Genomic DNA, 22,432 nt, shown 5'->3' on the forward strand with positions numbered 1-22,432 from the left:
GCCGGGCGTCACCGACTCGGGTGGGGACAGGCGGACCGACATGGGCTCAGGTTACGACGCGTGGCTCGGGAACCGCCTGCGTCCCCGGGTGCCGGCCCGCGCCTCCTCGCCGTGGGGCCGCGGGGCGGACGCCCTCCCACGTTTCGGGGCCGTGACGATGTGCGGCCGCCTCTTCCGTCGCCGCGACGACCGGAGCAGGATGACCGGAACGCCCGAGACACACCGATGCGCCCCCGGAGGTCAGCATGTCGACGACGAACCAGCAGCCCGCGAACCAGGCCCAGCCGCCCACGACCGACACGGGTGAGAGTCCCACCGAGCTGAAGCGGGCCATCGGCCCGAAGCTGTTGTTGCTCTTCATCGTCGGCGACATCCTGGGCACGGGCGTCTACGCCTTGACCGGGCAGGTCGCGGCCGAGGTCGGCGGTGCGGCGTGGCTGCCGTTCCTGATCGCGTTCGCCGTGGCGCTGGTGACGGCGTTCTCGTACCTCGAGCTCGTGACGAAGTACCCGCAGACCGCGGGCGCGGCCCTCTACGTGCACAAGGCGTTCGGCATCCACTTCGTGACGTTCATCGTCTGCTTCGTGGTGATGTGTTCGGGCATCACGAGCGCGTCGACGGCGTCACGGGCGTTCGCGGCCAACCTGGCGGCGGGCATCGGCGTCGAGCTGTCGAACTCGGCCGTGATGCTGATCGCGATGGCGTTCATGCTGCTCGTGATGGCCGTGAACTTTCGCGGCGTGAGCGAGAGCGTCAAGGCGAACGTCGTGCTCACCCTGATCGAGCTCTCCGGCCTCGTCATGGTGATCCTGATCGGCTTCTGGTTCATCGCCGGCGGCAACGCCGACTGGGGCCAGGTCGTGCTGTTCGAGACGCCCGGCGACAAGTCGCTGCTGTTGAGCGTCAGCACGGCAACGTCGCTCGCGTTCTTCGCCATGGTCGGCTTCGAGGACTCGGTCAACATGGCGGAGGAGACGAAGGACCCGAGCCGCATCTTCCCCAAGGTCATGCTGACCGGCCTCGGCATCACCGCGGTGATCTACGTGCTCGTCTCGATCTGCGCCGTGGCGATCGTGCCGATCGGCGAGCTGGCCGACAACGAGACGCCACTGGTCACGGTGGTGAACACCGCTGCCCCGGACTTCCCGATCGGCGGGCTGCTGCCGTTCATCTCGATGTTCGCCGTCGCGAACAGCGCGCTGATCAACATGATGATGGCCAGCCGACTGCTCTACGGCATGAGCAAGCAGGGCGTGCTGCCGGGCTTCCTGGGCAAGGTCCACGCCACACGGCAGACCCCGTGGGCGTCGATCGTGTTCACGACGGCGCTCAGCCTGGTGCTGATCGGCTACGTCTCGCTGTCGCCCGAGTCCCCGATCGTGGCCGTGCTCGGCGGCACGACGTCCCTGCTGCTGCTGTCGGTGTTCGCCCTGGTCAACGTCGTCGTCCTCGTGTTGCGGCGCGACACGGTGACGCACGCGCACTTCCGGGCGGGCACGGTGCTGCCGATCGTCGGCGTCGTGGCATGCCTCTGGCTCGTGCTGCCGGTGTCCTCCGGTCGGGGCGCTGAGCAGTACACGATCGCCGGCGGCCTGCTCGCGATCGGCGTCGTCCTCTGGCTCGTCACGTTCGTGTCCCGCCGGGGCAGGCCGGTGCCGAGCGACGCGATCGCCGACGCCGAGCACGCCGACCCGAGGGCGTAGAGGGCCGGAGGCGCGGGTCGAGGACGCAGGAGGCGCGGCGCCGGTCGCGTGACCGACACCGCACCTGCCCTGCCGCCGACCCGCGCCTCCTCGGCGGATCGCGCGCCTACGGGATGAGGCGGGCGGCGCGGTAGCGCTCGAACAGGTCGACGAAGGCCTGCTCGGTGCGGCGGTACCGGGTGAAGCCGGCGTCGCGGGCCTTGCCCATGTCGGTGACGACCTCGATGTCGCGGCCGAGGTCACCGTCGGTGTGCCACCACGAGGCGACTCGCGACAGCTCGGGCTCGGCGAGGTCATGCTCGGCGACGAGGTCGCGCCACTCCTGCTCGAGGCCGACCATCTGCTGCTCGAGCGGCCGGGGCTCGCCCTCGAAGCCCTCGACGAGGGCGGGGTCGATGCCGAGGTGGCCGGCGAGGCGCGGCCACAGCCAGCGCCAGCGGAAGACGTCGCCGTTGACGACGTTGAACGGCTCGTCGGCACCGGCCGGGTCGGTCGCGGCCCAGATCATCTGCTCGGCGAGGACGCCCGCGTCGGTGACGTCGACGAGCGAGTTCCACTGCGTCTCGCTGCCGGGGAAGACGAACGGGCGGCCGAGGCGCTTGCTCAGCGCGGCCTGCACGGCGATGGTCAGCCCCATGTTCATGGCGTTGCCGACGGCGAACCCGATGACGGTGTGCGAGCGGTGCACCGACCACGTGAACCCCTGGCGCTCGGCGGCCGCGAAGAGCTCGTCCTCCTGCGCGTAGTAGAAGTTCGGGTAGGGCAGGCGCTCCTCGTCCTCGTGGAAAGGCGTGTCGGGCATGTTCCCCGTGCCGTAGGCCTCGAACGGGCCGAGGTAGTGCTTCAGCCCGGTGACGAGCGACACGTGCCGCACCGGGGCGTGGTCTAGCGCGGCCAGCAGGTCGCGGACCATGGCGCCGTTGACGGCGATGTTCTCGGCCTCGGTGTCGCGCTTCTGCCAGGCGGCGAAGAAGACGTGCGTCGGCTTCGCGTCGGCCAGCGCGGTGCGCAGGCTCTCGGCGCTCGTCAGGTCGGCGGCGATGCCCGTCACCCCCGCGGACGAGGAGGCGCGGCGGGAGAGGGCGAGGACGTCCCACCCCTCGCGCGTCAGCTGCTCGACGAGGGCGGTGCCCGTGATGCCGCTGGCGCCGACGACGAGCGCGGTGCCGGGGACGCTTCCGCCCGTGGCGGGCTGGGTGCTGTCGGTCTGGGGTGTCTCGGTGGTGCTCATCCGTGGTCCAAGTCGCGCGCGCCTCCCCGCATTCCCCCGAGAGCGGATCGCCCCGTACCCCGGGCGGCGCCCCCTGACAGGCCGCCGGACGCGCCGAGCGTACGGTCGGCCCATGGATCACGACACGAACGAGCCCACGAACCGGACGCCCGAAGAAGAGGCGGCCGCGCTCGCGCTGGCCGTCGTGTCGCAGGCCGCGGCCATCACCCAGGGTGACCCCGCGGCCGTCGAGGCCAGCGACGAGAACCTGCGCGAGGTCGTCGCCGAACTGACCGACCAGCCCTTGACCCCTCGCCAGGAGGACGTCGTGGCGACCCTCGGCGTCGCCGGCGGCAGCCTCGCGGCCGGCTTGACGGCTGCCCTCGCCCACGAGAAGGGCGTCGACCCCGGCGTCATCCTCGGCTCGACCTCTCAGGCCATCGTGGCCCAGACGCAGTCGCCGTTCGTCGGCGCGGACGACGACGGGGACGACGACCCCGATCTCGTCGCGCAGGCCGAGCGCGACGCCCGGGCCCACGCGGCCGAGCGGGACGGCGACCACTCGGTCCCGTGGGCCGACCACGGCCACCGCGACATGGCCGATGCCGGGCGCGAACGGGGCGACGCCGGCGAGTCGCGGGCCGACCGTGGCGAGGACGACGACGCCGACCACGCGTCCTAGGGCCGCCGGCCTGCACGACGTGACGGGCCCGGACGTCCGGCGCCGCGCCTCCTAGACTCGACGGACGGGTCCGCGCGGGACCGCCTCGGCGGTGCGCCGGCCCGGCCGGTCGTCAGTGAGGAAGAGGTCAGCGTGTCAGACGCGAGGCGCCCCGAGCGGCCCACCCCGGGGAGGCCCCGCCCGCCACGGGTGCCCAAGGCACCGAAGAGCAAGCCGCGGGGTCCGGCCCAGTCGCGACTGGTCAACCAGCACGAGCTGCGTGACGTCCGGGCTCGGCTGCGCGGCACCATCTACGAGGGCACGACACCCGAGCACGGCATCGGCGGCGACCTCTACTCGCCGCGGCAGATCGTCGACTTCTGCCTCGACCTGGGCGACGTCATGTTGTCGTCGGGTGCCGACGTCCGCAGCACCGAGGTCGCGATCGTGGCCGTCAGCACCAAGTGGAACCTCGCCCCGCTCGAGCTCGACATCACGGGCACGGCGATCACCATCCAGTACGCCCCGGCCGGCCACAACCCGCTGGTCAAGACCCGGGTCATCTACGCCGAGGGGTCGAACCTGCACCGGCTGTCGCGGGTCTACCAGATCGTCGACGACCTGCTGCACGACGACCGCGACATGACCGAGGCGGTGGCCGGCCTCGTCGAGGTGCTGAAGTCCCCACCCCGCTGGCCGTCGTGGCTGACCGATCTCGCGATGGGCCTGCTCGGCGTCTCCGTGACGCTGCAGGCCGGCGGCACGTGGCAGGCCGCCGTCGGCGCGTTCGTGGTGATGATCGGCATCATGGCGTCGGGTCGCGGGCTGACCACCCGGGGCATCCCCCAGTTCTTCGTCATCGGCCTGCAGGCCGCGTCCACCGCCGCACTCGGCACGTTGGGCATCTGGGCGGGGCTGCTGACACCAGGAGGCGCGGCGGCGTTGGTCGCGGCCGTGGTCGTCCTCGTCCTGCCGCACCCCACGATCGTCACCTGGGCCCAGGACGCGATCTCGGGCTTCCGGTCGATGGCCGTCGGCCGCGCCCTGGTGATCGGGCTCATCGTCGCGGGGGTGGTCTGCGGCATCCCGGCCGGTCTCGCCGTGACCGCACGCTTCGCGGACATCGAGGTCGACCCGACGAACATCACCCTGCAGGCGTTGCCGCTCTGGCTCTCGCTCATCTCGAGCTTCGCCGCGGCGTCGGCCAACTCGATCGCCCAGGGGTCGACCGCCCGCATGATCCCGATCACGATCGGCGTCGCCCTGGTCGGCAACCTCTCGCTGTTCACCCTGCGCCACCTCGGGCTGCCGCTGATGGGGGCGACGTTCGTCGCGGCGACCTTGTTGGGTGCGCTCTCGACCGTGGCCGCGGCCCGTCTGCGGACGGCGGCCACGGTCATCGCCGTGCCGGCGTTCTGCGGGTCGTTGCTGCCGTCGCTCGCCGTCGCGTCGTCGCTGCTGAACTTCATGGCCGGCAACGACGGCGCCGAGGTCGACTTCGTGTTCTCGATGCTCACGACGCTGGCGATCGGTGCCGGACTCGTGCTCGGCAGCCTGCTCGCGACCCCGGGAGCCCGACGGTGGCTGCGCCGGGCCAGGCGCGTGCAGGTGCAGCCGGTGCGCACGCACACGACGCCGACCAGCGTCAGCGTGCCGACGGTCGTCGCGGAGCCGTCGGCCGCGCCGGCGCCGGTCTCGGCGGCGCCGCCGGTGGCGCCGCCCGCCCCGGAGCGGCCGCGCCTCGCCGACCCCACCGCACCGCGTCTGCCCGGGGTCGCTCTCTCGACCCCTGTCCGAACCGTCTCACCCCCGGCGCAGCACGCGACCTCGAGCGACTAGCGCTCGGCCCCGGCGGCCACCCCGCCCCCGGTGTCTCCGCGTCCCGGCAGCTCGACCTGCGCGTCCTCGCCTTCGAGGCGGCGGATGATCGGTCGGACGTCGCCGATCTCGGCACCGATCCAGTGGCGGTGCATCTTCACGGCCACGGCGGAGGGGGGGCCCGACCCGCCGAAGGGGTCGAGGACGAGGTCACCGGGCTCGGAACTGATGGTCAGCACGCGCTCGAGCAGTTTCTCGCTGAGCTCGTTCGCCCCCCGGGTCTTCGTCGCCCGGTGTCGAACCGGGGGGATGTCGAGCCAGACGTCGGTCAGGTTGATGCCGTCGGGGTGCAGCTTGCTGCGGTGGCCGCCGTAGTCCTTGATGTCTCGGCCGCAGTGGCGACAGACCTGGATCGGCAGGCGGGGGCGGACGAAGCGCGACGGCTTGCCCTTGCTGTAGTAGAGCAGGGAGTAGGGCGAGGGGTAGAGCTTGTTGGGGATCGGCAGACCGTACTTGATGTCGACGGCGACCCAGTGGCGGAAGGTCATGCCCTCGCCGTTGAGCACGTGGCCCAGCTCGATGTTCCAGCGGGGGAGGTTGAAGAGGTAGAAGGAGCCACCCGGCCGCAGCACCCGGACGCACTCGGCGATCCATCGGCGGCACCAGGCCAGGTAGGCGTCCTCGTCGAGCGAGTCGTCGATGCCCGCCCCGTAGACCTTGCCCAGGTTGAACGGCGGATCGGCGAACACGAGGTCGACCGACTCGTCGTCCAGCTCGGCGAGGACCTCGAGGCAATCGGCCTGGAAGAGCCGACCGCTGGCGGTGCGGTACGTCGGTTGCACGTCGTCCTTCGGGGTGTCGCGGGGTGGGATCGGTCGTCGAGAAGACTACTTCGGGCCGCCGACATCGAGGCCCGCTCGTTGCCCGGACGACCGATAGGCTAACGGCCGTGTCGTCCCCTGCGAAGAAGCAGATGCCGTACTCGAGGCGCCCTCGTCCGGTCGACGAGGTGATCGTGCTCCACCGCCAGGGTCGGCTCCCGCTCGACGACACGCTCGACCCCGACGACCCGATCCTGCAGCCCCGGCGCCACCCTCGGCGAGTTGGCCCGACGGTCTACGTCCATCGCGAGCCGATCCCCCACCGGCCGGCCCTCGCGCTCGCCCTGTCGGCCGTCGCGGCCGCCGGGTACGTCGCGTGGGGCTGGGCCGAACTGCACGAGGGCGCTGTCGAGTTCCCGCTCGACCTCGCTCGAGGCCGGCGAGCCTCGGCGCCCGTGGTCGGCCTGACCTCGGCCGCCTTCGCCGGGGCGGCCCTGCTGTCGGCCACCGTCGGGCGGCGGCCGGGCCGGTCACGGGCCCTGCGACGGCTCGCCGTCACGACCTCGGCACTGGCCACGGTGATCGTCGTGACCACGCTCGTCGTGGCGCTGCTGCCCCCCGCACCGACGTGACTCGACCCGCCTCGCGGACGGGAGCAACGGCGGAGGCCCGGGACGAGATACCGTTGCACCATGAGTGACACCACCGAGCAAGCCCCGAGCGACGCCACAGAGCAAGCCGACACGACGCCGACGTTCGCCGATCTGGGCTTGAGCGACCAGGTCCTGAAGGCCATCCGTGAGATCGGCTACGAGACCCCTTCGGCCATCCAGGCCGCCACGATCCCCACCCTGCTCGACGGCCGCGACGTCGTCGGCCTCGCGCAGACCGGCACCGGCAAGACCGCCGCCTTCGCGCTCCCCATCCTGTCCCGCCTCGACGTCTCGGCCAAGAAGCCGCAGGCCCTCGTGCTGTCGCCGACGCGCGAGCTCGCGTTGCAGGTCTGCGAGGCGTTCGAGCAGTTCGCCTCCGGCATGCGCGGCGTCCACGTCCTGCCCGTCTACGGCGGCCAGGCCTACGGCGTGCAGCTGAGCGCCCTGCGCCGCGGCGTCCACGTCGTCGTCGGCACGCCCGGTCGCATCATGGACCACCTCGCCAAGGGCACCCTCGACCTCAGCGAGCTCAAGTACCTCGTGCTCGACGAGGCCGACGAGATGCTGAAGATGGGCTTCGCCGAGGACGTCGAGACGATCCTCGCCGACACCCCCGACGACAAGCAGGTGGCGCTGTTCTCGGCCACGATGCCGCCGCAGATCCGTCGCATCTCGAAGCAGTACCTGAACGACGCCGAAGAGATCACGGTCAAGGCGAAGACCACCACCTCGGTGAACACGACCCAGCGCTACCTGATGGTGTCGTACCCGCAGAAGGTCGACGCCCTGACGCGCATCCTCGAGGTCGAGAACTTCGAGGGCATGATCATCTTCGTCCGCACGAAGAGCGAGACCGAGGCCCTCGCCGAGAAGCTGCGTGCCCGCGGCTACTCGGCCGCGGCCATCAGCGGTGACGTCGCCCAGGCCCAGCGCGAGCGCACGGTCAACCAGCTGAAGAGCGGCAAGCTCGACATCCTCGTGGCGACCGACGTCGCGGCGCGTGGTCTCGACGTCGACCGCATCAGCCACGTCGTCAACTACGACATCCCGATCGACACCGAGTCGTACGTGCACCGCATCGGCCGCACCGGCCGTGCCGGCCGCAGCGGTGCCGCGATCAGCTTCGTCACGCCGCGCGAGCGTCGTCTGCTGGGTGCGATCGAGAAGGCCACCCGCCAGCCGCTCACGCAGATGCAGCTGCCGACCGTCGAGGACGTCAACAGCACCCGGCTCACCCGGTTCGACGACGCGATCACCGAGGCCCTGTCGCAGGACGGTCGCATCTCGGCGTTCCGCGACATCATCAGCCACTACGTCGAGCACCACGACGTGCCCGAAGCCGACGTCGCCGCCGCCCTCGCCGTGGTCGCCCAGGGCGAGACGCCCCTGCTGCTCGACCCGAAAGACGAACGACCGCAGCGCGACGAGCGTCCGCTGCGCGAGCGCGACGACCGCGCCCCGCGCGGCGGTCGCGACGACGACCGGGGCGAGCGCCGCGAGCGCGGGCCACGCACGTCGAAGCCGATGACGGCGTACCGCATCGAGGTCGGTCGTCGTCACCGTGTCGAGCCGCGTCAGATCGTGGGCGCCCTGGCGAACGAGGGGGGCCTGAGCCGCGACGACTTCGGGGCGATCCAGATCCGCCCGGACTTCTCGGTCGTCGAGCTCGCCTCGGACGTCTCGAGCGACATGCTCGACCGTCTGAGCGACACCCGCATCAGCGGCAAGCTCATCGAGATCAAACCCGACCGCCGAGGAGGCGCGCCCCGCCGCGACGACCGCCCCGACCGGTCCCAGGGTGGCGAACGGCCCGCCCGCAAGCCCCGCTACTAGACAACCGGCCGCACGGCCCACGACGCCGACCTCGCCTCCCGCCTGGTCGGCGTCGTCGTGTCCGGTCCGCTTGTCGGCCGGTCGGCCCGGGACGGTCGCGGACGGGCGAGTTCGTGGTCCCCGGGCCGTCGGAGGCGCCCGTCTGCGACGAACTCGCCCGTGCACCCACCACCCCAGTCGAACGGAGCCCGATGAGCACCCCACCCTCCCCCGGTGGCACCGACGCCCTGTTCGGCGTCGTGCAGACCGCCCTCACGATCGGCAGTGCGATCCCCCTGCTGCTGTCGGCCGTCGCGTTCGTGTTCTTCGTGCGGATGCGACACCGGCTCGCGGTCGGCCTCCCGGGAACGCCGGCCACGCGTCGCCTCGCCGACGACGCCCGACGACTGGACGACCTGGCCCGGGTCTGCCTCCTCGGCTCCGGCTTCGGCCTCGTGCTCCTGGTGATCGGCCAGCTCGTCGTCGGCCTCGGCACATCCGTCGGCCTCGCCGGGGCGTTCGCCGGGCCGCTCGCACCCGTGACGATCGGTGCGGTCGTGCTGACCGGCCTCGCGGCCGGGGCGTTCGCGACCTCGCCGGCGCCACCCGCGCCTCCTGAACGCCGCTGACACAGCGCTTTTGTGGGGGCTGGTGCCCGCCTCCTCCGTGAGGAGGAGAACCCCCCGTAAGGGTGGTACATGACCGAACAGGTCTGTACGGTCGAAGCATGACATCAACGACGAGGTCTCCTGTCCGTTCCTCGATGCGACGACTGGCGGGCACCGCGGTGGTCATCGCCGCGTCGATCGGGTTGCTCGCACCACTGATCGGCGGTGCGACCTCGGCGTCGGCGGCGGAGACCGCAGCACCCAACGCCGTGGACACCGTCGTGCAGGCCACTGAGCCGTTCATCGTCGCCGACGCGACCGGCACCTCGACCTTCGACGTCGACGCTGCGACCCAGGCCGGGGCCTCCCCCGAGACGCTCCTCGCCGGAGAAGCTTTCAACGACATGGTGAGCATCCGTTCGGCCAGCCAGCCCTCCGACGGCGCGCGGGTAGCGGCAGGTTTCCCGGTGTGGGGCAACTGGTGCGGCCCCGGCCACGGCGGCGGGACGGCGGTCGACACCCTCGACCGCCTCTGCGAGCGGCATGACAAGTGCTACGGCGACCGTGGCTACTTCAGCTGTGCCTGCGACGCCCAGCTTAAGGCCGAGATCGACCGGTTCTCCGGGCAGATGAAGTCGAACGAGCGTGCCGTCGCCGCGGCGATCAAGCTCGTCTTCAGCACGGGGGTGTGCAATCCGTTCTGAGCGGGCGGTCGATCGGGCTGACCTGGCCATCCGCACGGCCGTCGTCGCGTTGGCCGTCGGGCTGATCTCGGCCGTGGTCGCCGTGGCCGTCCCGTGGGGTGCCGACGACGCCGTCCGTTGGGTTCCCGTCGCGATCGTGCCGGTGGCCGGTGTGATCGGCGCCGTGGTCTGCCTGCGAGCCATTCGCCCGTCGACGCCCGCCCGTGAGACGGCAACACCGGGCGGGTCACCGCCCCGTGCCGGACGCGAGGCACGCGTGACCGCGCTCCTCGTGGCCAACGTGATCACGGCCGTGGCCCTGCTGCCCGCCGCCTGGGCCCTGATCGTCCTGATCGCCGGCCCCTGACACCCCCGGCCGGCGACACCCCGGCCCGGCGACACCGCCGAGTGGTTAACGCACCGCGGAACGACGCGGTGCCGTGTCCACTCGGCGGTGTCGACGTGAACGACGCGAGGCGGGCTTCGAGGTGAAGGGCGCCAGGCAGGTGTCGACGTGAAGGACGCTAGGCGGGCGTCGCGGCGTACTCCGCCGACAGCACCTCACCCAGCCACGCGGCGAGCGCCGCAGCCGCCGACACCGACGACGACCGCTCCACGTCGGGGTTGTAGTTGGTGTTCGTGTTGACGTCGTACGGGACGAACCGACCGTCGACGGTCTCGATGAACTCGATGCCGGCGACCTCGATGCCGTGCTCGGCGACGAAGGCCTCGAGCCGTCGGACGAGCGGGTGCTCGGCGGTCACCGACGGGCGGACCGCGAACGGGGCGAACATGGCCGGGTCGGCGCCGTCGGGCACGACGCACGCGTCGGCCGGGCACAGTTCGAAGCTGCCGGCCGAGGTGTCGACCCGCACCGCGTAGACGAACCGCCCGCCGACGAACTCGACGCGGGTGGTGAAGGGCTCCTCGGCCTGCAGGAACTCCTGCAGCAGGGTAATCCCGTCGACCGGCACCTCGAAGTCGGGCCCGTCGACGTACGCGTCGAACGAGTCGAGGTCGTCGAAGCGGCGCACCCCGAGGCCCTTGCCGCCCTGGTTGTGCTTCGTGATGAACGGCAGCGTCTGCTCGCGGGCCCGGGCCTTGAGGTCGGCGGTGCCGAACACGGCGGTCGTCGCGGGCACGTCGAAGCCGGCGGATGCCAGCGCCAGGTACTGCGCCACCTTGCTCACCTCGAGTTCGACGACACCGCTGCCGTTGACGGTCCGGCGCCCGTGCCGTTCGGCCCAGCGCAGGGTCGTTCGGGCGACCTCCTTGGCGGTCCCCCGGCCGCGTGTGTGAGCCGAGCCGCTCAGCCGCGACCAGAACACCCCCTCAGGAGGCGCGGACGCGAGGTCGAAGGACGTCCCGTCGAGCAGGTGCTCGCGGTGGGGCACCCCCGCAGCGTCGAGCGCGGTGACGAGCGGCGGCAGCCATTCGGCGTTGTCGTGCAGCACGTGCACGACGGGTGTCGGGTCGGCGTGGTCGATCGGGGAGGTCATCGTCCGATCGTGCACCGTTCGGGCCCGGGGTGCCAGCCCGGCCGACACACGGGGACACGTCGCGTCACGTCGGCCGGGGCGTGCGCGCCGCGAACGCGTCGACGAGCACGGGGTCGTCACTGCGCTGCCGTTCCAGGAAGAGCACGATCGAGGCCGTCACCGTGCGGTGGCCGGGGCCCCGCAGCACGTCGTGCTCACCCTGGCCGACGAGGCGGACCGAACCCCGCGGCAGCTGGGCCGCCCAGGCGACGGCGTCCGCGACCTCGGTGACCCGGTCCCCGTCGCCGTGGAAGACCAGGGTGGGCTGCACCACCGACCGTGCCGCCGGCAGGGACAACCCCGTCGGCAGCGCCCTCCGGGTCCGGTCGTCCCGTCGGTCGGGCCCGAGGCCTCGTCGCGAGGCCGGGGTGAGCACGCCGGTCAGCACGACCGCGTCCACGGCCGCGACCGCGACCGAGTCGGCCGCGACGGACGCCGCGAGGGTCGCCCCGACGTCTGAGCCGAGCAGCACGACGGGTCTCGGCAGGGCCCGGTCGCGCACGAGCCGCTCGACGCCCGCCCGCACGGCGCGGACGTCGGTGGAGACGTCGTCGAACAGCTCGACCCGGTACCCGTCGAAGACGAGACGGTCGGTGAGCCTCGCGAAGTCGTCCGCTCGCTCGCCCGCCCCGAGCAGGACGACCACGGTGCCGCGCGCGTCGACGGTCGGGGTCGGAGGGGTGTTCCTGCTGGTCACGACGACTCCCCTGCGCTCGACGACGGATCGGTGCGGAGCGTCGGCGAGCGGCGACCCCGCGTCCCGTCATCTTCTGCCCGGGGGCTCGGGCCATGCGAACGACGTGACGTTTCGTGACGGATGGTGACGCCGTGTCTCGCGACGGACGTGGTGAGGGCGATCTCAGGATCAGCGCTCGACGGGCCTCTCGACAGGGCGTGACGAGGTGAGGACCCTCGTCGTCCGGCGATCACCCGCCCCAGGCGGAGGCGACGATCTCGCACAGAAGTCGATCGTCGGCGTCGAGCGCCGAGCAGCCGCTCGTCGCCCCCTGCCCGACCGTCTCGGTGGCGAGGTCGCCCGCCCCTCGGACGTCTCGCCGGAACGTCACGACGGTCCCTACCGGTGCCGTCCGAACCGCGCCGACGACGTCCGTCAGAGCGGTGTCGGTGGCGGTGTCGTCGAGCTCGATGCCGACTCGGCCCTCCGTGACTGTCACGGCCATGCCCTCGATACGGGGCGCGGCCACGATCGCGCCCGTGACGGACGCGAGCACCGCTAGAGCCTCGGGCCGACCCGAGAACGAGAGACCGCGGCGGTCGGTGCCGTCCGACGAGACGTGGATCTCGTCCATCCCGGACACGGCCGCGGAGCCACCGATGGCCTGCATCGCGGGCACGACGCCCTCGAGCCCCGACGTCCGTACCTCGACCGACCGGGCACTGATCGCCGAGTAGGTGACCGTGCCGGGCGCCACGACGTCGACCAACGACTCGGCGGCGGACAGGCCGCCGCCGCGCCCCCGCCGTTCGTCCGGGGAGTCGACGAAGCCGATCGACGTGCCGGGCACCTCCGACATCGCGACGAGGACGCCGGCGATCCGGGCGGCTCGCGGGGACGCCTCCGCCCCCTCGTCCGGCGAGTGGTACCCCGTGACGGTCGGTGTGTCGAGATCGACCCTGATGCCTTCCGGCAGGACGTCGACCCGCCCGGGCCCGAGGTCGGTGGCCCCGACGGCATCGAGCAGACGCCCCTGGTCGGCGGCGTCGAGGACGACGTCGGACGTCGCGGGGTCGTCGAGGACCGAGGGGAACCCACTGACGTGCTCGGTGACGAACCGGCGGGAGTCCGGGCTCCAGGCCGGCACGTCGACGTCGGTCAGCTGAGCCGCGGCGTCCCGCAGGGAGCGGGCCCGCTGCCAGGCCGAGACGACGTCCGACGAATCCGAGGGGACCACCGTGATCCCGAACCCCTGCCGAGGCGAGTCGGTTCCGGTCGCCCGTCCCTCGCCGAACGCGTGCGTGGCGAGGGACACCTCGGCGAAGACCGGGTCGTCCGCGACGCGACCGGCGAGATCGAGCTGTGCCGCCGTGTCGCCCTCGTCGGCGAGCACCTCGAACGAGACGGCGCCTCGCCGGACGTCCACGAACTGCCAGCCGGAGGAGTCGCCGACGTTGCGGGCCACGAACGGCCTGATGTGCTCGGCGACGGCCGCGAGGTCGTCGTCGCCGAGATCGTCCTCGACCACGACCGTCGCCTGGGCGACCGCGCTGCCGAAAGGGTAGTCGGTCCCTGCGGTCTCGATCTCGACGACGCCGTCGACACCCTCCATGCGGGACTCGAACCGGGCGAGCAGGTCCTGGGAGCTCGCGCACCCGGCGCCGAGCACGAGGACGGCCACGACGACGGTCGCCACGACGCCCCGCCTCGACCTGATCCCCATCCCCCCATCGTGGCCGCTGTGGACGACGAGCGACACCGTCGCAGGGCGGACCGTCGCCAGTTGGTATCGTCGTCCGACGACTGCCGGAGGTCTTGCTTGGTGAACCACCCGTCGGGACACGACGACGCCCTGAGCCGCGACGACGTGCGCGCGGCGTACGAAGACGACCCCACCTGGGCCCTGCTCCGCGGCTACAACGCCCGGTGGATGCTGCCGCTGTTCTCCCGCCACCTCGAGCACGCCGAGGGTCCGGTGTCGGCCGACTGGTTCCACCGGCAGGTCGCCGACGCCCTCGAGCAGAACGCCGCCGAGCAGGCGGCATCCGAGCAGGCGGCATCCGAGCCAGCCGTGTCCGAGCCGGCGACGACGTCGCGGCCCCCCGAGGAGGCGCGGCCCGCGTCCCCGACGCCCGTCGCCACCCCGACCCCCACCGAGCAGAAGACCACCCCGGCCGAGTACTGCCGCAGCTGGGTCGAGAGCCGCTGGCTCGTCCGCACCCGCGCCTCCGGACCGGACGCCCGCGCCGAGTACCGCCTGTCGCCGCACGCGCTCAAGGCGCTGCGTCTCGTGCGCGACCTCGTCGAGCGCGACAACGCCGTCAGCGAGGCCCGGCTCGGCAGCATCGCCCACGCCGTCGGGCAGCTCGCGGGCCTCGCCGACCCCAGCCGCGAGTCGCAGCTCGCGCGCCTCGACGAGCAGATCGCCGAGCTCGAGCGCCGCAAGGCCGAGATCGAGCGGCACGGCACCGAACCCACCGCTCCCGACGTGCTGCGCCGACAGGTCCGCGAAGTGGTCCGTCTGACCGCGTCGCTGCCCGAGGACTTCCGGCAGCTCGGCGCCATGGTCGAGCAGCGACACCGCGAGGTCGCGCGCCGGGCGTCGTCCGAAGACGTCGGCAAGGGCGCACTCGTCGACCAGTACCTGCGCGACAACGACCTGCTCGAGCAGACCCCCGAGGGTCGCGCCTACCGCGGCTTCGCCCAGATGCTCTCGTCGCGCGGGATCGACGTGATGCGGGCCGACATCGAGAAGGTCCTCGCGCAACCCGACGCCGCCGCACAGCTCACCGAGCGGCAGCGCGCACAGCTCGAGTCGCTCATCTCGTCGCTGCTCGCCGAAGAGCAGAGCGTGCAAGAGACCTACGGTCGCTGGACGTCCTCGCTGCGGCGCTTCCTCAGCCGGTCGGGCTCCGACCAGCAGCAGCGCCTGCTCACCCTCGCCGACCGGGCATTGCACGCGGGCGGCGTCTGGGCCGAGCGCCGGCCGGGCCACGCCATGCTGCCGGCCGAGCACGGCGACGGACTGGGCCTCGGGGCGCTCGACGTCCGCGACGTCAGCCAGGTGCAGCTGCACACCGACCGCGCACGCCCGACGGTCGACGTGCAGGTGACGATCGGCGATGCGACCCTGCCCGAGGCCGACCGGGCCGCACTCCGCCTCACCTCGGGCACGAGCACGGCGGCCGTCTCGGCGACGATCGACCGGCTGCTCGCCGACCGCGACGAGGTCACGAGCGCCGACGTCTACCGCGCCACCGAGCCCGAGTTCCGCCGTCTCGGGCTCGTCCTCAGCATGCTCGACCTGGCGCTCGAGCGCGGCGTCGTCGGCGACGACACCGAGACCGTCGAGCTCGCCGGTGGTCCCACCGGCCTCGGCGCGTCGTCGGACGCGAGCCCGGGAGGCGCGGGCCGGCAGGTCACGCTGCCCCGCCTCGTCTTCCGGCGCGACCCTGCGAGCCCGCCCGACGCCGCCCCCGCCGCGGCAAACCTCACGACCCGCACGACCACCACGAAGGACCTCGCATGAGCCCCGCAGCCCCCTCGGACGAGACCGGCGTCGACGAGGCGACCCGCGCCTCCTTCGCCGAGGCGACCGCTCCCTCCGTCGACGAGTCGGCGCGCGCCTCCCGCGATGCCTTCGACGACGGCGACGCCGACGACGACGGGGCGGCCGGCGTTCCGGACGCGCCGCCGCTGGCCGGACGCAAGGCCCTGGTCACGCTGCTGACCCACCGGTTCGTGTCGCGCGCCCGGCAGCAGGAGGCCTGGGCCGGCCTGCTCGCCCACGAGCCCGAGATCCGGGCGCGGCTCGAGGAGATGTTCCTGGTGCGCGTCGTCGCCCACGACCACGAGGTCGCCTTCAAGCGGCAGGGCGGCGAGGACGACGTGCCCGTGCTGCTGCGCCGCGAGAAGCCGCTGTCGCGGGACGCCTCGCTGCTGATGGTCTTCGCCCGTCGCGAGCACGCCTTCACCGACGGCCTCGACGAGGCGGTCGTGATCTCGAAGGACGCCGTCGCGGAGTTCCTCGGGCGGTACCACGACGACTCGGGCTCCGACGAGGTGCGGGCCCGTCGCCGCGTCGACGCCGCGATCGCCGCGCTCGTCGCCCGCGACCTGCTCACGGCCGAGCCCGACGACCCCGAGCTGTTCGTCGTCTCGCCCGCGATCGTGCCGCTGATGACCGCCGACCGGCTGGTACACCTCGAGCGGGTGTACCTCGAGGCGGCGGGGGTCGAGGGCGACGCGACCGGCGAGGGCGAGGCCGACAGTCCGGCCGACACCGACGCCGAGACCGAGACCGACGACACGGTCGAACCGGAGGTCGAAGCCGACCCCGTCGACGACGACGACTCCGCCGTCCCGGCCGACGACGACGCTCCCGAGACCGAACCCGATCCGACCGCCGTCCCGCTCGACCTCGACCTCGAGCCCCCGCACGACTCCGACACGAACACAGACACCGGCACAGACACCGACACCGACCCGGAAGCACCCCAGGCATGAGCATCGCCGACACCTCGCCCGACCTCGGCATGTTCCACTCGGGCCAGTACCGCATCGAGCAGGTGCAGCTGCTCAACTGGGGCAGCTACGCCGGCCTGCACCGCATGCCCGTGGGGCGCGGCGGCATCGCCATCCTCGGTCCCACCGGCCGCGGCAAGTCGACCGTGCTCGACGCCATGGCCGCGGTCATCATGCCCAACCCGCAAGAGTTCAACCGGGCCGCCCGCGACGACAGCCGCCAGCGGTCCGAGCGCACGGTCTACAGCTACGCTCGCGGCAAGACCGACGAGGTGCGCGACGCCGCCTCCGACCGGACGACGACGCGGTTCCTGCGACCGCTCGGACAGGCGTTCCCGAGCGGTGCCGCGATCACGTGGTCGACCGAGCTCGGTCAGACCGTCACGGCCGTCCGTGTCGCCTGGATCGGCGAGGACACCGCGAGCCAGGACGACGTCACCCAGGCGAGCGTCTACCTGCTCGTGCAGGGCCGCTTCGACCTCAGCCGCCTGTCCGAGGTGACCCGCGAGGGCACGAGCCAGAACCCGCTGACCCGCGGCTCGCTCGCCCGGCTGCTCGACCCCGCCCACGATCCCGCGACCTCGTCGCAGCCCGAGCTGCGGGTGCAGCTCTGCGGTCAGCTCGGCATCGGCGGCAGCGACGAGTCGCAGCTCAAGGCCCTGACCCTGCTGCGGCGGGCGCAGGCGTCCAAGGGCGTGTTCTCGATCGACGACCTCTTCAAGCAGTTCGTGCTCGTCCAGCCGCAGGCGCTCAGCCGGTGGGAGACCACGCTCGCCACCTACCGCGAGGCGTCCGCCCTCTACGACGTGTTCGAGACGACCCGCAAGAAGCTCGACGTGCTCGAGGGCGTGCCGACGCTCGCCGACCGCTACGAGCTCGCCGGCCGCGACGGATCGGCCAAGCGCCGCCTCCTCGCGGACGCCGACGGGCCCAGCCGCCTGCGCGTCTGGCTGGCCGAACGCGTGGGCAGCTGGGTCAGCGGCGAGGTCGACCGCGTCACGACCGAGAAGCGCGAGCAGGGCGAACGCCGGAGGCGCGCCCAGGCGGACGAGCAGCTCGCGTTCCGGTCCCGTGAACAGGCCCTGGCGCGGATCAGCGAGCTCGGGGGCGATCCCACGCAGTCGCTCCGCGAGCACGTGGCCGCCGCCGAGGCCGAGCTCGCCGCCGTCGAGCGCACCCGCGGCCGGCTCGCCGCCGCCCTGGACGGGACGGGCGAGTCCCTCCCCCGGAACGACGAGCAGCTCGTCGCCCTCGGGCAGCGTGCCGACCGCCTCGCGGCCGACGACGCCGCGGCCCGCGCCGCGACCGCCGACGCCCGCAGCGACCTCGCCGCCCGCCTCGGCGAGACGAAGCGGGCCCTCGCCGCCCTCGAGAAGCAGAAGCGCTCGTTCGAGCCGCGCCGCAGCAACGTGCCCGACGACGCGATCGAGCGACGTCGCCGCATCGCCGAGGGGGCGGGCGTGCCGGTGTCGAGCCTTCCCTACGCCGGCGAGCTGTTCGAGGTCGCGCCCGAGCACACCGGGTGGGCCGTCGCGATCGAGAGGGTGCTCGGCGATCTCGCCACGCACCTCCTCGTCGACCGCGCGCACTTCGACGCCGTGCGCCGCTGGGTGGACGAGAACGACGTGCGCGGACGCGTCACGCTCGTGCCGGCCACCGCCGGGGCCGAGCCGACGCTCACGCCCGTCGACCACACCGTGCCCGCGATGGTGCGGCTCGACCCGGCCAGCCCGTTCCGCGGCTGGCTGCACGACGAACTCGTCGCCGACCGCAGCGTGCTCTGCGTCGAGGGTCCCGACGACCTCGACGACCCGCGTCCGGCCGGCACCCGCGGCGCCGTCACGCGACGGGGCCTCCGCACCGGGTCGCGCGACCGCGTGATCAAGGACGACCGGTCGACCCGCTCGTGGATCGGCCTCGACAACGCGGCGCGCATCGCCGAGCTCGGCGACGAGATCGTCGACCTCGAGGCCGCGCTGGCCCGGGTCCGTGGCGAGTACGACGCGATCGAGGCCGAGGCGGCCGACCGCCGCCGTGCCGCCGACGCCGTCGCCCGGGCGAAGGAGTTCACCTGGGACGAGCTCGACACCGCCCCCGCGCAGACGCGACTCGACGACCTGCGCGCCCAACTGGACCGCATCGCGGTCGAGCGTCCCGAGCTCGCGACGTTGCAGGCCGAGGCGACGCAGCACGACGACGACCGCTCCGCCGCGACGCGCCGCTTGGCCGAGATCGATCAGGTGCTCGCGCAGCTGGACGAGAAGCACGCGACACTCGCCGACATCGAGGACGAGTTCGCGGACGCCGCCGACGCCGAGCCCCTGACCGACGACGAGCGGGCTCTCCTCGCCCCCCTGCCGTTCGCCGCACCCCGCGAGGCGACCGACGTCGCCCGGCTCCACCGGGACGCCGCGTCGCCGCTGCGGGCCCAGGTCGACGCTCACGACCGCGACCGCGCGAACGCCGAGTCGACGCTCGTCGTCGTCTTCGAGCGCTACCTCGAGCTCGACCGCACCGCGGGCATCGACGCGACGATCGAGAGCCTGCCGTCGGTCCGGGCGATCCACCGGCAGCTCGTCGAGGACGACCTGCCGCACGCGAAGCAGCGGCGGCTCGAGAAGGCCGGCAGCGACGTGGGCGACAGCCTCCGGGCGCTCCTCGTCCAGATCGAGGAGGACGGCCACGTCATCCGCCGCGGCGTCCGCCCGATCTCGCAGGCGTTGCGGTCGATCGAGTTCCGGCAGGGCTCGACGCTCGACATCGAGCCGCGGCCGGTGTCGAACGGCGACCTGCTCGAGTTCAAGCGCACCCTGCGCGAGCACACCGGCGGGGCCGAGGGCACGGCCGAGGCACGGTCCTCGGACGGACGGTCCTCGCAGGCGCAGTCCCCGGAGGCGCGGGACGCGTCCGAGGGCGAGCGCCGGTTCCTGAGGCTCCGCCGCGACCTCGCCCACCTCGAGGAGAAGTCGAAGGTCGGCGACGCCTGGCGCCGTCGGGTGCTGGACGCCCGCGAGCACTACCAGTTCCGGGCGATCGAGACCCGGGCCGACGGCACGCAGATCGTGCACGAGGGCGTGGCCGGCAAGTCGGGCGGCGAGGGGCAGGAGCTCATCGCGTTCGTGCTCGGGGCCGCGCTGCGGTTCCGGCTGGGCGACGGCACCGACCGGGTGCCGACCTATGCGCCGATCGTGCTCGACGAGGGCTTCGTCAAGGCCGACGCCGAGTACACCGGCCGGGCCCTGGCGGCGCTGACCTCGCTCGGCTTCCAGCTCGTGGTGGGCGCGCCACGCGACAAGGTCAACGCGTTCGAGCAGCACGTCGAGAGCGTGGCCTACATCTCGAGCGACCCGTCGAACCCCGAGCTGTCGCGCATCTACCCGCTGACGATCCGCCAGGCGATCCAGGTCGAGCAGCACGGCCTCGACCCGGCCGCGCTCGCCTGACCCGCGGTCGACTCGCCCGGGCTTCCGGGCGGGTTCGACCTTCCGGGCGGGTTCGGCGGACACGGGCGTCCGCGCCGGCCCGTGTCCGCCGAACTCGCCCGGTTCCCGGAGCGGGCCTCACCGGCGCGGCCGAGCGAACGGCGGCCGCGACTCAGAGGTCGCGGGTGGCGGGGCCCGTGTAGTCGGCCAGGAAGCCCTTGGGCAGCGGACCCTTGATGCGCTGGCCCGAGCCGCGCTCCTCCCAGGCGTGGGCGAGGATGCCCACCGACCGCGAGAGCACGAACAGCCCTCGTGCCAGTTCGGGTTCGATGCCGAGCTCGCCGTAGACCACGGCCGACACCCCGTCGATGTTCATCGGCACGTTGCGGGACGCCAGCACGCCCTCGACGGCGAGGGCCGCGTCGAGGTGACGCCCCTCGACCACGCCCTCGTCGCGTGCGCGCTCGACGAGCGCCAGCAGCGGGTCGCGGCGCGGGTCGCGCGGGTGGAAGCGGTGTCCGAACCCGGGCACGAACTCGCCCCGGGCCTTGTGGGCCGCGACCTCGGCGGCGGCCAGGGCGTCGAGCGGTGCACCGGTGTCGCGGTGCGAGGCGACCAGACGGTTCAGCAGCTGGACGCACTGCTGACCCGCGCCTCCGTGGGTGTCGCCCAGCACGTTGACGCCGTTCGCGACGGCCGAGTTGAGGCCGACCCCGCAGGTGATCGCCATGCGCGCGCTGGCGATCGACGGCGCCTGCGGGCCGTGGTCGACGCTCGCGACGAGAGCGGCTTCGAGCAGCGCGGCCTGCGCCGGCTCGGGCCGTTCGCCACGCGTCATCAGCCAGACGGTCTCGACGAAGCCGAGGTTGCCGATCAGCTGCTGTACGGGGTAGCCGCGTAGCTCGATGACGCCGGGCTCGATCTTGGTGATGCCGGTCGACCACCAGGCGGTGGTCGAGGCGGTCTTCGCCTCGAGCCGGGCGATCTCGGCCTGGGCCGCGGCGAGGCGGGCCTCGAGGTCGGCTCTGTCGTCGGCGCTCACACCGCGCCTCCTTCCCTGAGGTCGTGGATCTCGTCGGCGTCGAAGCCGAGCTCGGCGAGGATCTCGTCGGTGTGCTGCCCGAGCAACGGCGGCGGCAGGGTCGGCGCCCCGGGCACGCCGTCGACACGGATGCCGTGCCCCATCACCCGCAACGGGTCGTCGCCCTCCGCACCGCCCGGGAAGGGCAGCTCGTGCACGAGTTCGCGGTCGCGCACCTGCGGGCTGTCGAGCATCTCGGCCACCGTCAGCACCGCCGCGGCGGGCACGCCGGCGTCGCTGAGCAGCGCCTCCCACTCGGCGGCACCGCGCGTGGCCAGCGCCGCCTCGATCTCGTGGGTGAGCGCGGCGCGGTGGGTCTTGCGGTCCTCGCGGGCGGCGAACCGGGCGTCGACGGCGAGGTCGGCACGACCGATCAGGGCGCAGAGCGACTCGAACTGCTCCTGCTTGTTGGCCGCGATGTTGAGGGCTCCGTCACCGGTCGCGAACGTGCCCGAGGGGGCCGCCGTGCCGTTGTCGTTGCCGAGCGGCCGCGGCTGGGTGCCGGCGACGAGGTGGTTAGAGACGACCCAGCCCATGGCGGTCGCCGCGGTCTCGAGCATGGACACGTCGACGACCGAGCCCACCCCGGTCCGCTCGCGACCGAGCAGCGCCGACGAGATCGCGAACGCCGCCGCCAGCCCACCGAGCGTGTCGGCGATCGGGTAACCGGCCCGCAGCGGAGCCGTCTCGGGTGTGCCGGTGACGCTCATCATGCCCGAGCTGCCCTGGATGATCTGGTCGTACGCGGGCTTGCCGCGCAGCGGGCCGGTCTGCCCGAACCCCGAGATCGCCGCGTAGACGAGCCGCGGGTTGATCCCCCGGAGCACGTCCCAGCCGAAGCCGAGCCGTTCGAGCACCCCGGGCCGGAAGTTCTCGAGCAGCACGTCGGCCTCGGCCACCGCCCGCCGCAGCACCTCGACCCCGCCCGGCTTCTTCAGGGCGACCGTCAGCGACCGCTTCTGCGCGTTCTGCGCCAGGAACGAGATGCCGGGGAGGCGCTGGTTCAGTTCTGCGGACGCCCCCAGTTGGCGGGCGAGGTCGCCCCCGTGCGGCGTCTCGACCTTGATCACGTCGGCGCCGAGCAGGGCGAGCTGGTACGCCGCGTAGGGGCCGGCGAGGACGTTGGTCATGTCGAGGACGCGGACGCCGTCGAGCGGTCGGGGCCGGTCGTGGGCCTCGGCCGGCTCGTGGGGCGGGCCGGGGTCATGGGCCGGGGTGGGGT

18 protein-coding genes are annotated in these 22,432 nt (G+C 72.8%); 11 read left to right on the forward strand and 7 right to left on the reverse strand.

Features of this window, described 5'->3' with window-relative positions; all coding sequences use genetic code 11:
* The first annotated feature begins 245 nt into the window (after window positions 1–245).
* Window positions 246–1,703, forward strand: coding sequence for an APC family permease (locus AEQ27_RS13015; RefSeq protein ID WP_054147051.1), 1,458 nt, complete (start codon window positions 246–248; stop codon window positions 1,701–1,703).
* A gap of 106 nt (window positions 1,704–1,809) precedes the next feature.
* On the opposite strand, the gene AEQ27_RS13020 is transcribed toward AEQ27_RS13015, so the two are convergent.
* Window positions 1,810–2,934: an SDR family oxidoreductase gene (locus tag AEQ27_RS13020; RefSeq protein WP_054147052.1), complete on the reverse strand. Its 1,125-nt coding sequence runs from the start codon at window positions 2,932–2,934 to the stop codon at window positions 1,810–1,812.
* 112 nt (window positions 2,935–3,046) lie between these two features.
* On the opposite strand from AEQ27_RS13020, the gene AEQ27_RS13025 reads away from it, so the two are divergent.
* Both AEQ27_RS13025 and AEQ27_RS13030 read left to right on the forward strand, forming a co-directional pair.
* A complete protein-coding gene (locus AEQ27_RS13025; protein ID WP_054147053.1) occupies window positions 3,047–3,595 on the forward strand; it encodes a hypothetical protein in 549 nt (182 codons plus the stop codon).
* 189 nt (window positions 3,596–3,784) lie between these two features.
* On the forward strand, window positions 3,785–5,413 hold the full coding sequence (locus AEQ27_RS13030; protein WP_235451090.1) for a threonine/serine exporter ThrE family protein: 1,629 nt from the start codon (window positions 3,785–3,787) through the stop codon (window positions 5,411–5,413).
* Here AEQ27_RS13030 and AEQ27_RS13035 read toward each other — a convergent pair.
* A complete protein-coding gene (locus AEQ27_RS13035) occupies window positions 5,410–6,234 on the reverse strand; it encodes a site-specific DNA-methyltransferase (protein ID WP_152970365.1) in 825 nt (274 codons plus the stop codon). The two genes, AEQ27_RS13030 and AEQ27_RS13035, sit on opposite strands and share 4 nt — an antisense overlap.
* A 107-nt stretch (window positions 6,235–6,341) precedes the next feature.
* Here AEQ27_RS13035 and AEQ27_RS13040 point away from each other — a divergent pair, with 107 nt between their 5' ends.
* The 5 genes from AEQ27_RS13040 to AEQ27_RS18110 all read left to right on the forward strand — a co-directional run bounded on the left by AEQ27_RS13040 (window position 6,342) and on the right by AEQ27_RS18110 (window position 10,336).
* Window positions 6,342–6,845: a hypothetical protein gene (locus tag AEQ27_RS13040; protein ID WP_054147054.1), complete on the forward strand. Its 504-nt coding sequence runs from the start codon at window positions 6,342–6,344 to the stop codon at window positions 6,843–6,845.
* A gap of 60 nt (window positions 6,846–6,905) precedes the next feature.
* Window positions 6,906–8,699: a DEAD/DEAH box helicase gene (locus AEQ27_RS13045; protein ID WP_054147055.1), complete on the forward strand. Its 1,794-nt coding sequence runs from the start codon at window positions 6,906–6,908 to the stop codon at window positions 8,697–8,699.
* A 191-nt stretch (window positions 8,700–8,890) separates the two neighbouring features.
* Complete coding sequence (locus AEQ27_RS13050) at window positions 8,891–9,307, forward strand: hypothetical protein (RefSeq protein ID WP_054147056.1); 417 nt, start codon at window positions 8,891–8,893, stop codon at window positions 9,305–9,307.
* A gap of 98 nt (window positions 9,308–9,405) precedes the next feature.
* On the forward strand, window positions 9,406–9,990 hold the full coding sequence (locus tag AEQ27_RS17415) for a phospholipase A2 family protein (RefSeq protein ID WP_152970366.1): 585 nt from the start codon (window positions 9,406–9,408) through the stop codon (window positions 9,988–9,990).
* Between the two features lie 49 nt (window positions 9,991–10,039).
* On the forward strand, window positions 10,040–10,336 hold the full coding sequence (locus tag AEQ27_RS18110) for a hypothetical protein (protein WP_054147058.1): 297 nt from the start codon (window positions 10,040–10,042) through the stop codon (window positions 10,334–10,336).
* A gap of 157 nt (window positions 10,337–10,493) precedes the next feature.
* Here the strand turns inward: AEQ27_RS18110 and AEQ27_RS13065 are convergent, their stop codons facing one another.
* The 3 genes from AEQ27_RS13065 to AEQ27_RS13075 all read right to left on the reverse strand — a co-directional run bounded on the left by AEQ27_RS13065 (window position 10,494) and on the right by AEQ27_RS13075 (window position 13,906).
* Window positions 10,494–11,468: a RimK family alpha-L-glutamate ligase gene (locus tag AEQ27_RS13065; protein WP_054147064.1), complete on the reverse strand. Its 975-nt coding sequence runs from the start codon at window positions 11,466–11,468 to the stop codon at window positions 10,494–10,496.
* Between the two features lie 64 nt (window positions 11,469–11,532).
* The gene (locus tag AEQ27_RS17860) at window positions 11,533–12,204 is read right to left on the reverse strand and encodes an alpha/beta hydrolase (protein WP_054147059.1); all 672 of its coding nucleotides are present in this window, start codon (window positions 12,202–12,204) and stop codon (window positions 11,533–11,535) included.
* Window positions 12,205–12,433: 229 nt separating this feature from the next.
* Window positions 12,434–13,906 (reverse strand): hypothetical protein, encoded by a 1,473-nt coding sequence (locus AEQ27_RS13075; protein WP_161805546.1) that lies wholly within the window; start codon window positions 13,904–13,906, stop codon window positions 12,434–12,436.
* A gap of 99 nt (window positions 13,907–14,005) precedes the next feature.
* On the opposite strand from AEQ27_RS13075, the gene AEQ27_RS13080 reads away from it, so the two are divergent.
* From AEQ27_RS13080 to AEQ27_RS13090, 3 genes are read left to right on the forward strand one after another with little or no spacing between them, the layout of a single operon-like run.
* Window positions 14,006–15,712 carry a DUF3375 family protein gene (locus tag AEQ27_RS13080; protein ID WP_054147061.1) on the forward strand — a complete coding sequence of 569 codons (1,707 nt, stop codon included), beginning with the start codon at window positions 14,006–14,008 and terminating at the stop codon, window positions 15,710–15,712.
* On the forward strand, window positions 15,709–16,689 hold the full coding sequence (locus AEQ27_RS13085) for a DUF4194 domain-containing protein (RefSeq protein WP_054147062.1): 981 nt from the start codon (window positions 15,709–15,711) through the stop codon (window positions 16,687–16,689). The genes AEQ27_RS13080 and AEQ27_RS13085 overlap by 4 nt, the downstream gene beginning before the upstream one ends.
* Window positions 16,686–20,150, forward strand: coding sequence for an ATP-binding protein (locus AEQ27_RS13090; protein WP_054147063.1), 3,465 nt, complete (start codon window positions 16,686–16,688; stop codon window positions 20,148–20,150). The genes AEQ27_RS13085 and AEQ27_RS13090 overlap by 4 nt, the downstream gene beginning before the upstream one ends.
* A 151-nt stretch (window positions 20,151–20,301) precedes the next feature.
* Here AEQ27_RS13090 and AEQ27_RS13095 read toward each other — a convergent pair whose 3' ends face one another.
* Window positions 20,302–21,171, reverse strand: coding sequence for a citryl-CoA lyase (locus AEQ27_RS13095; protein ID WP_235451091.1), 870 nt, complete (start codon window positions 21,169–21,171; stop codon window positions 20,302–20,304).
* Window positions 21,168–22,432, reverse strand: a 1,265-nt coding sequence (locus AEQ27_RS13100) for a CaiB/BaiF CoA-transferase family protein (protein ID WP_235451092.1), incomplete at its 5' end; no start/stop codon positions are given. The genes AEQ27_RS13100 and AEQ27_RS13095, both read right to left, overlap by 4 nt.

This window comes from Frigoribacterium sp. RIT-PI-h, assembly GCF_001297205.1.
Lineage (GTDB): Bacteria > Actinomycetota > Actinomycetes > Actinomycetales > Microbacteriaceae > Frigoribacterium.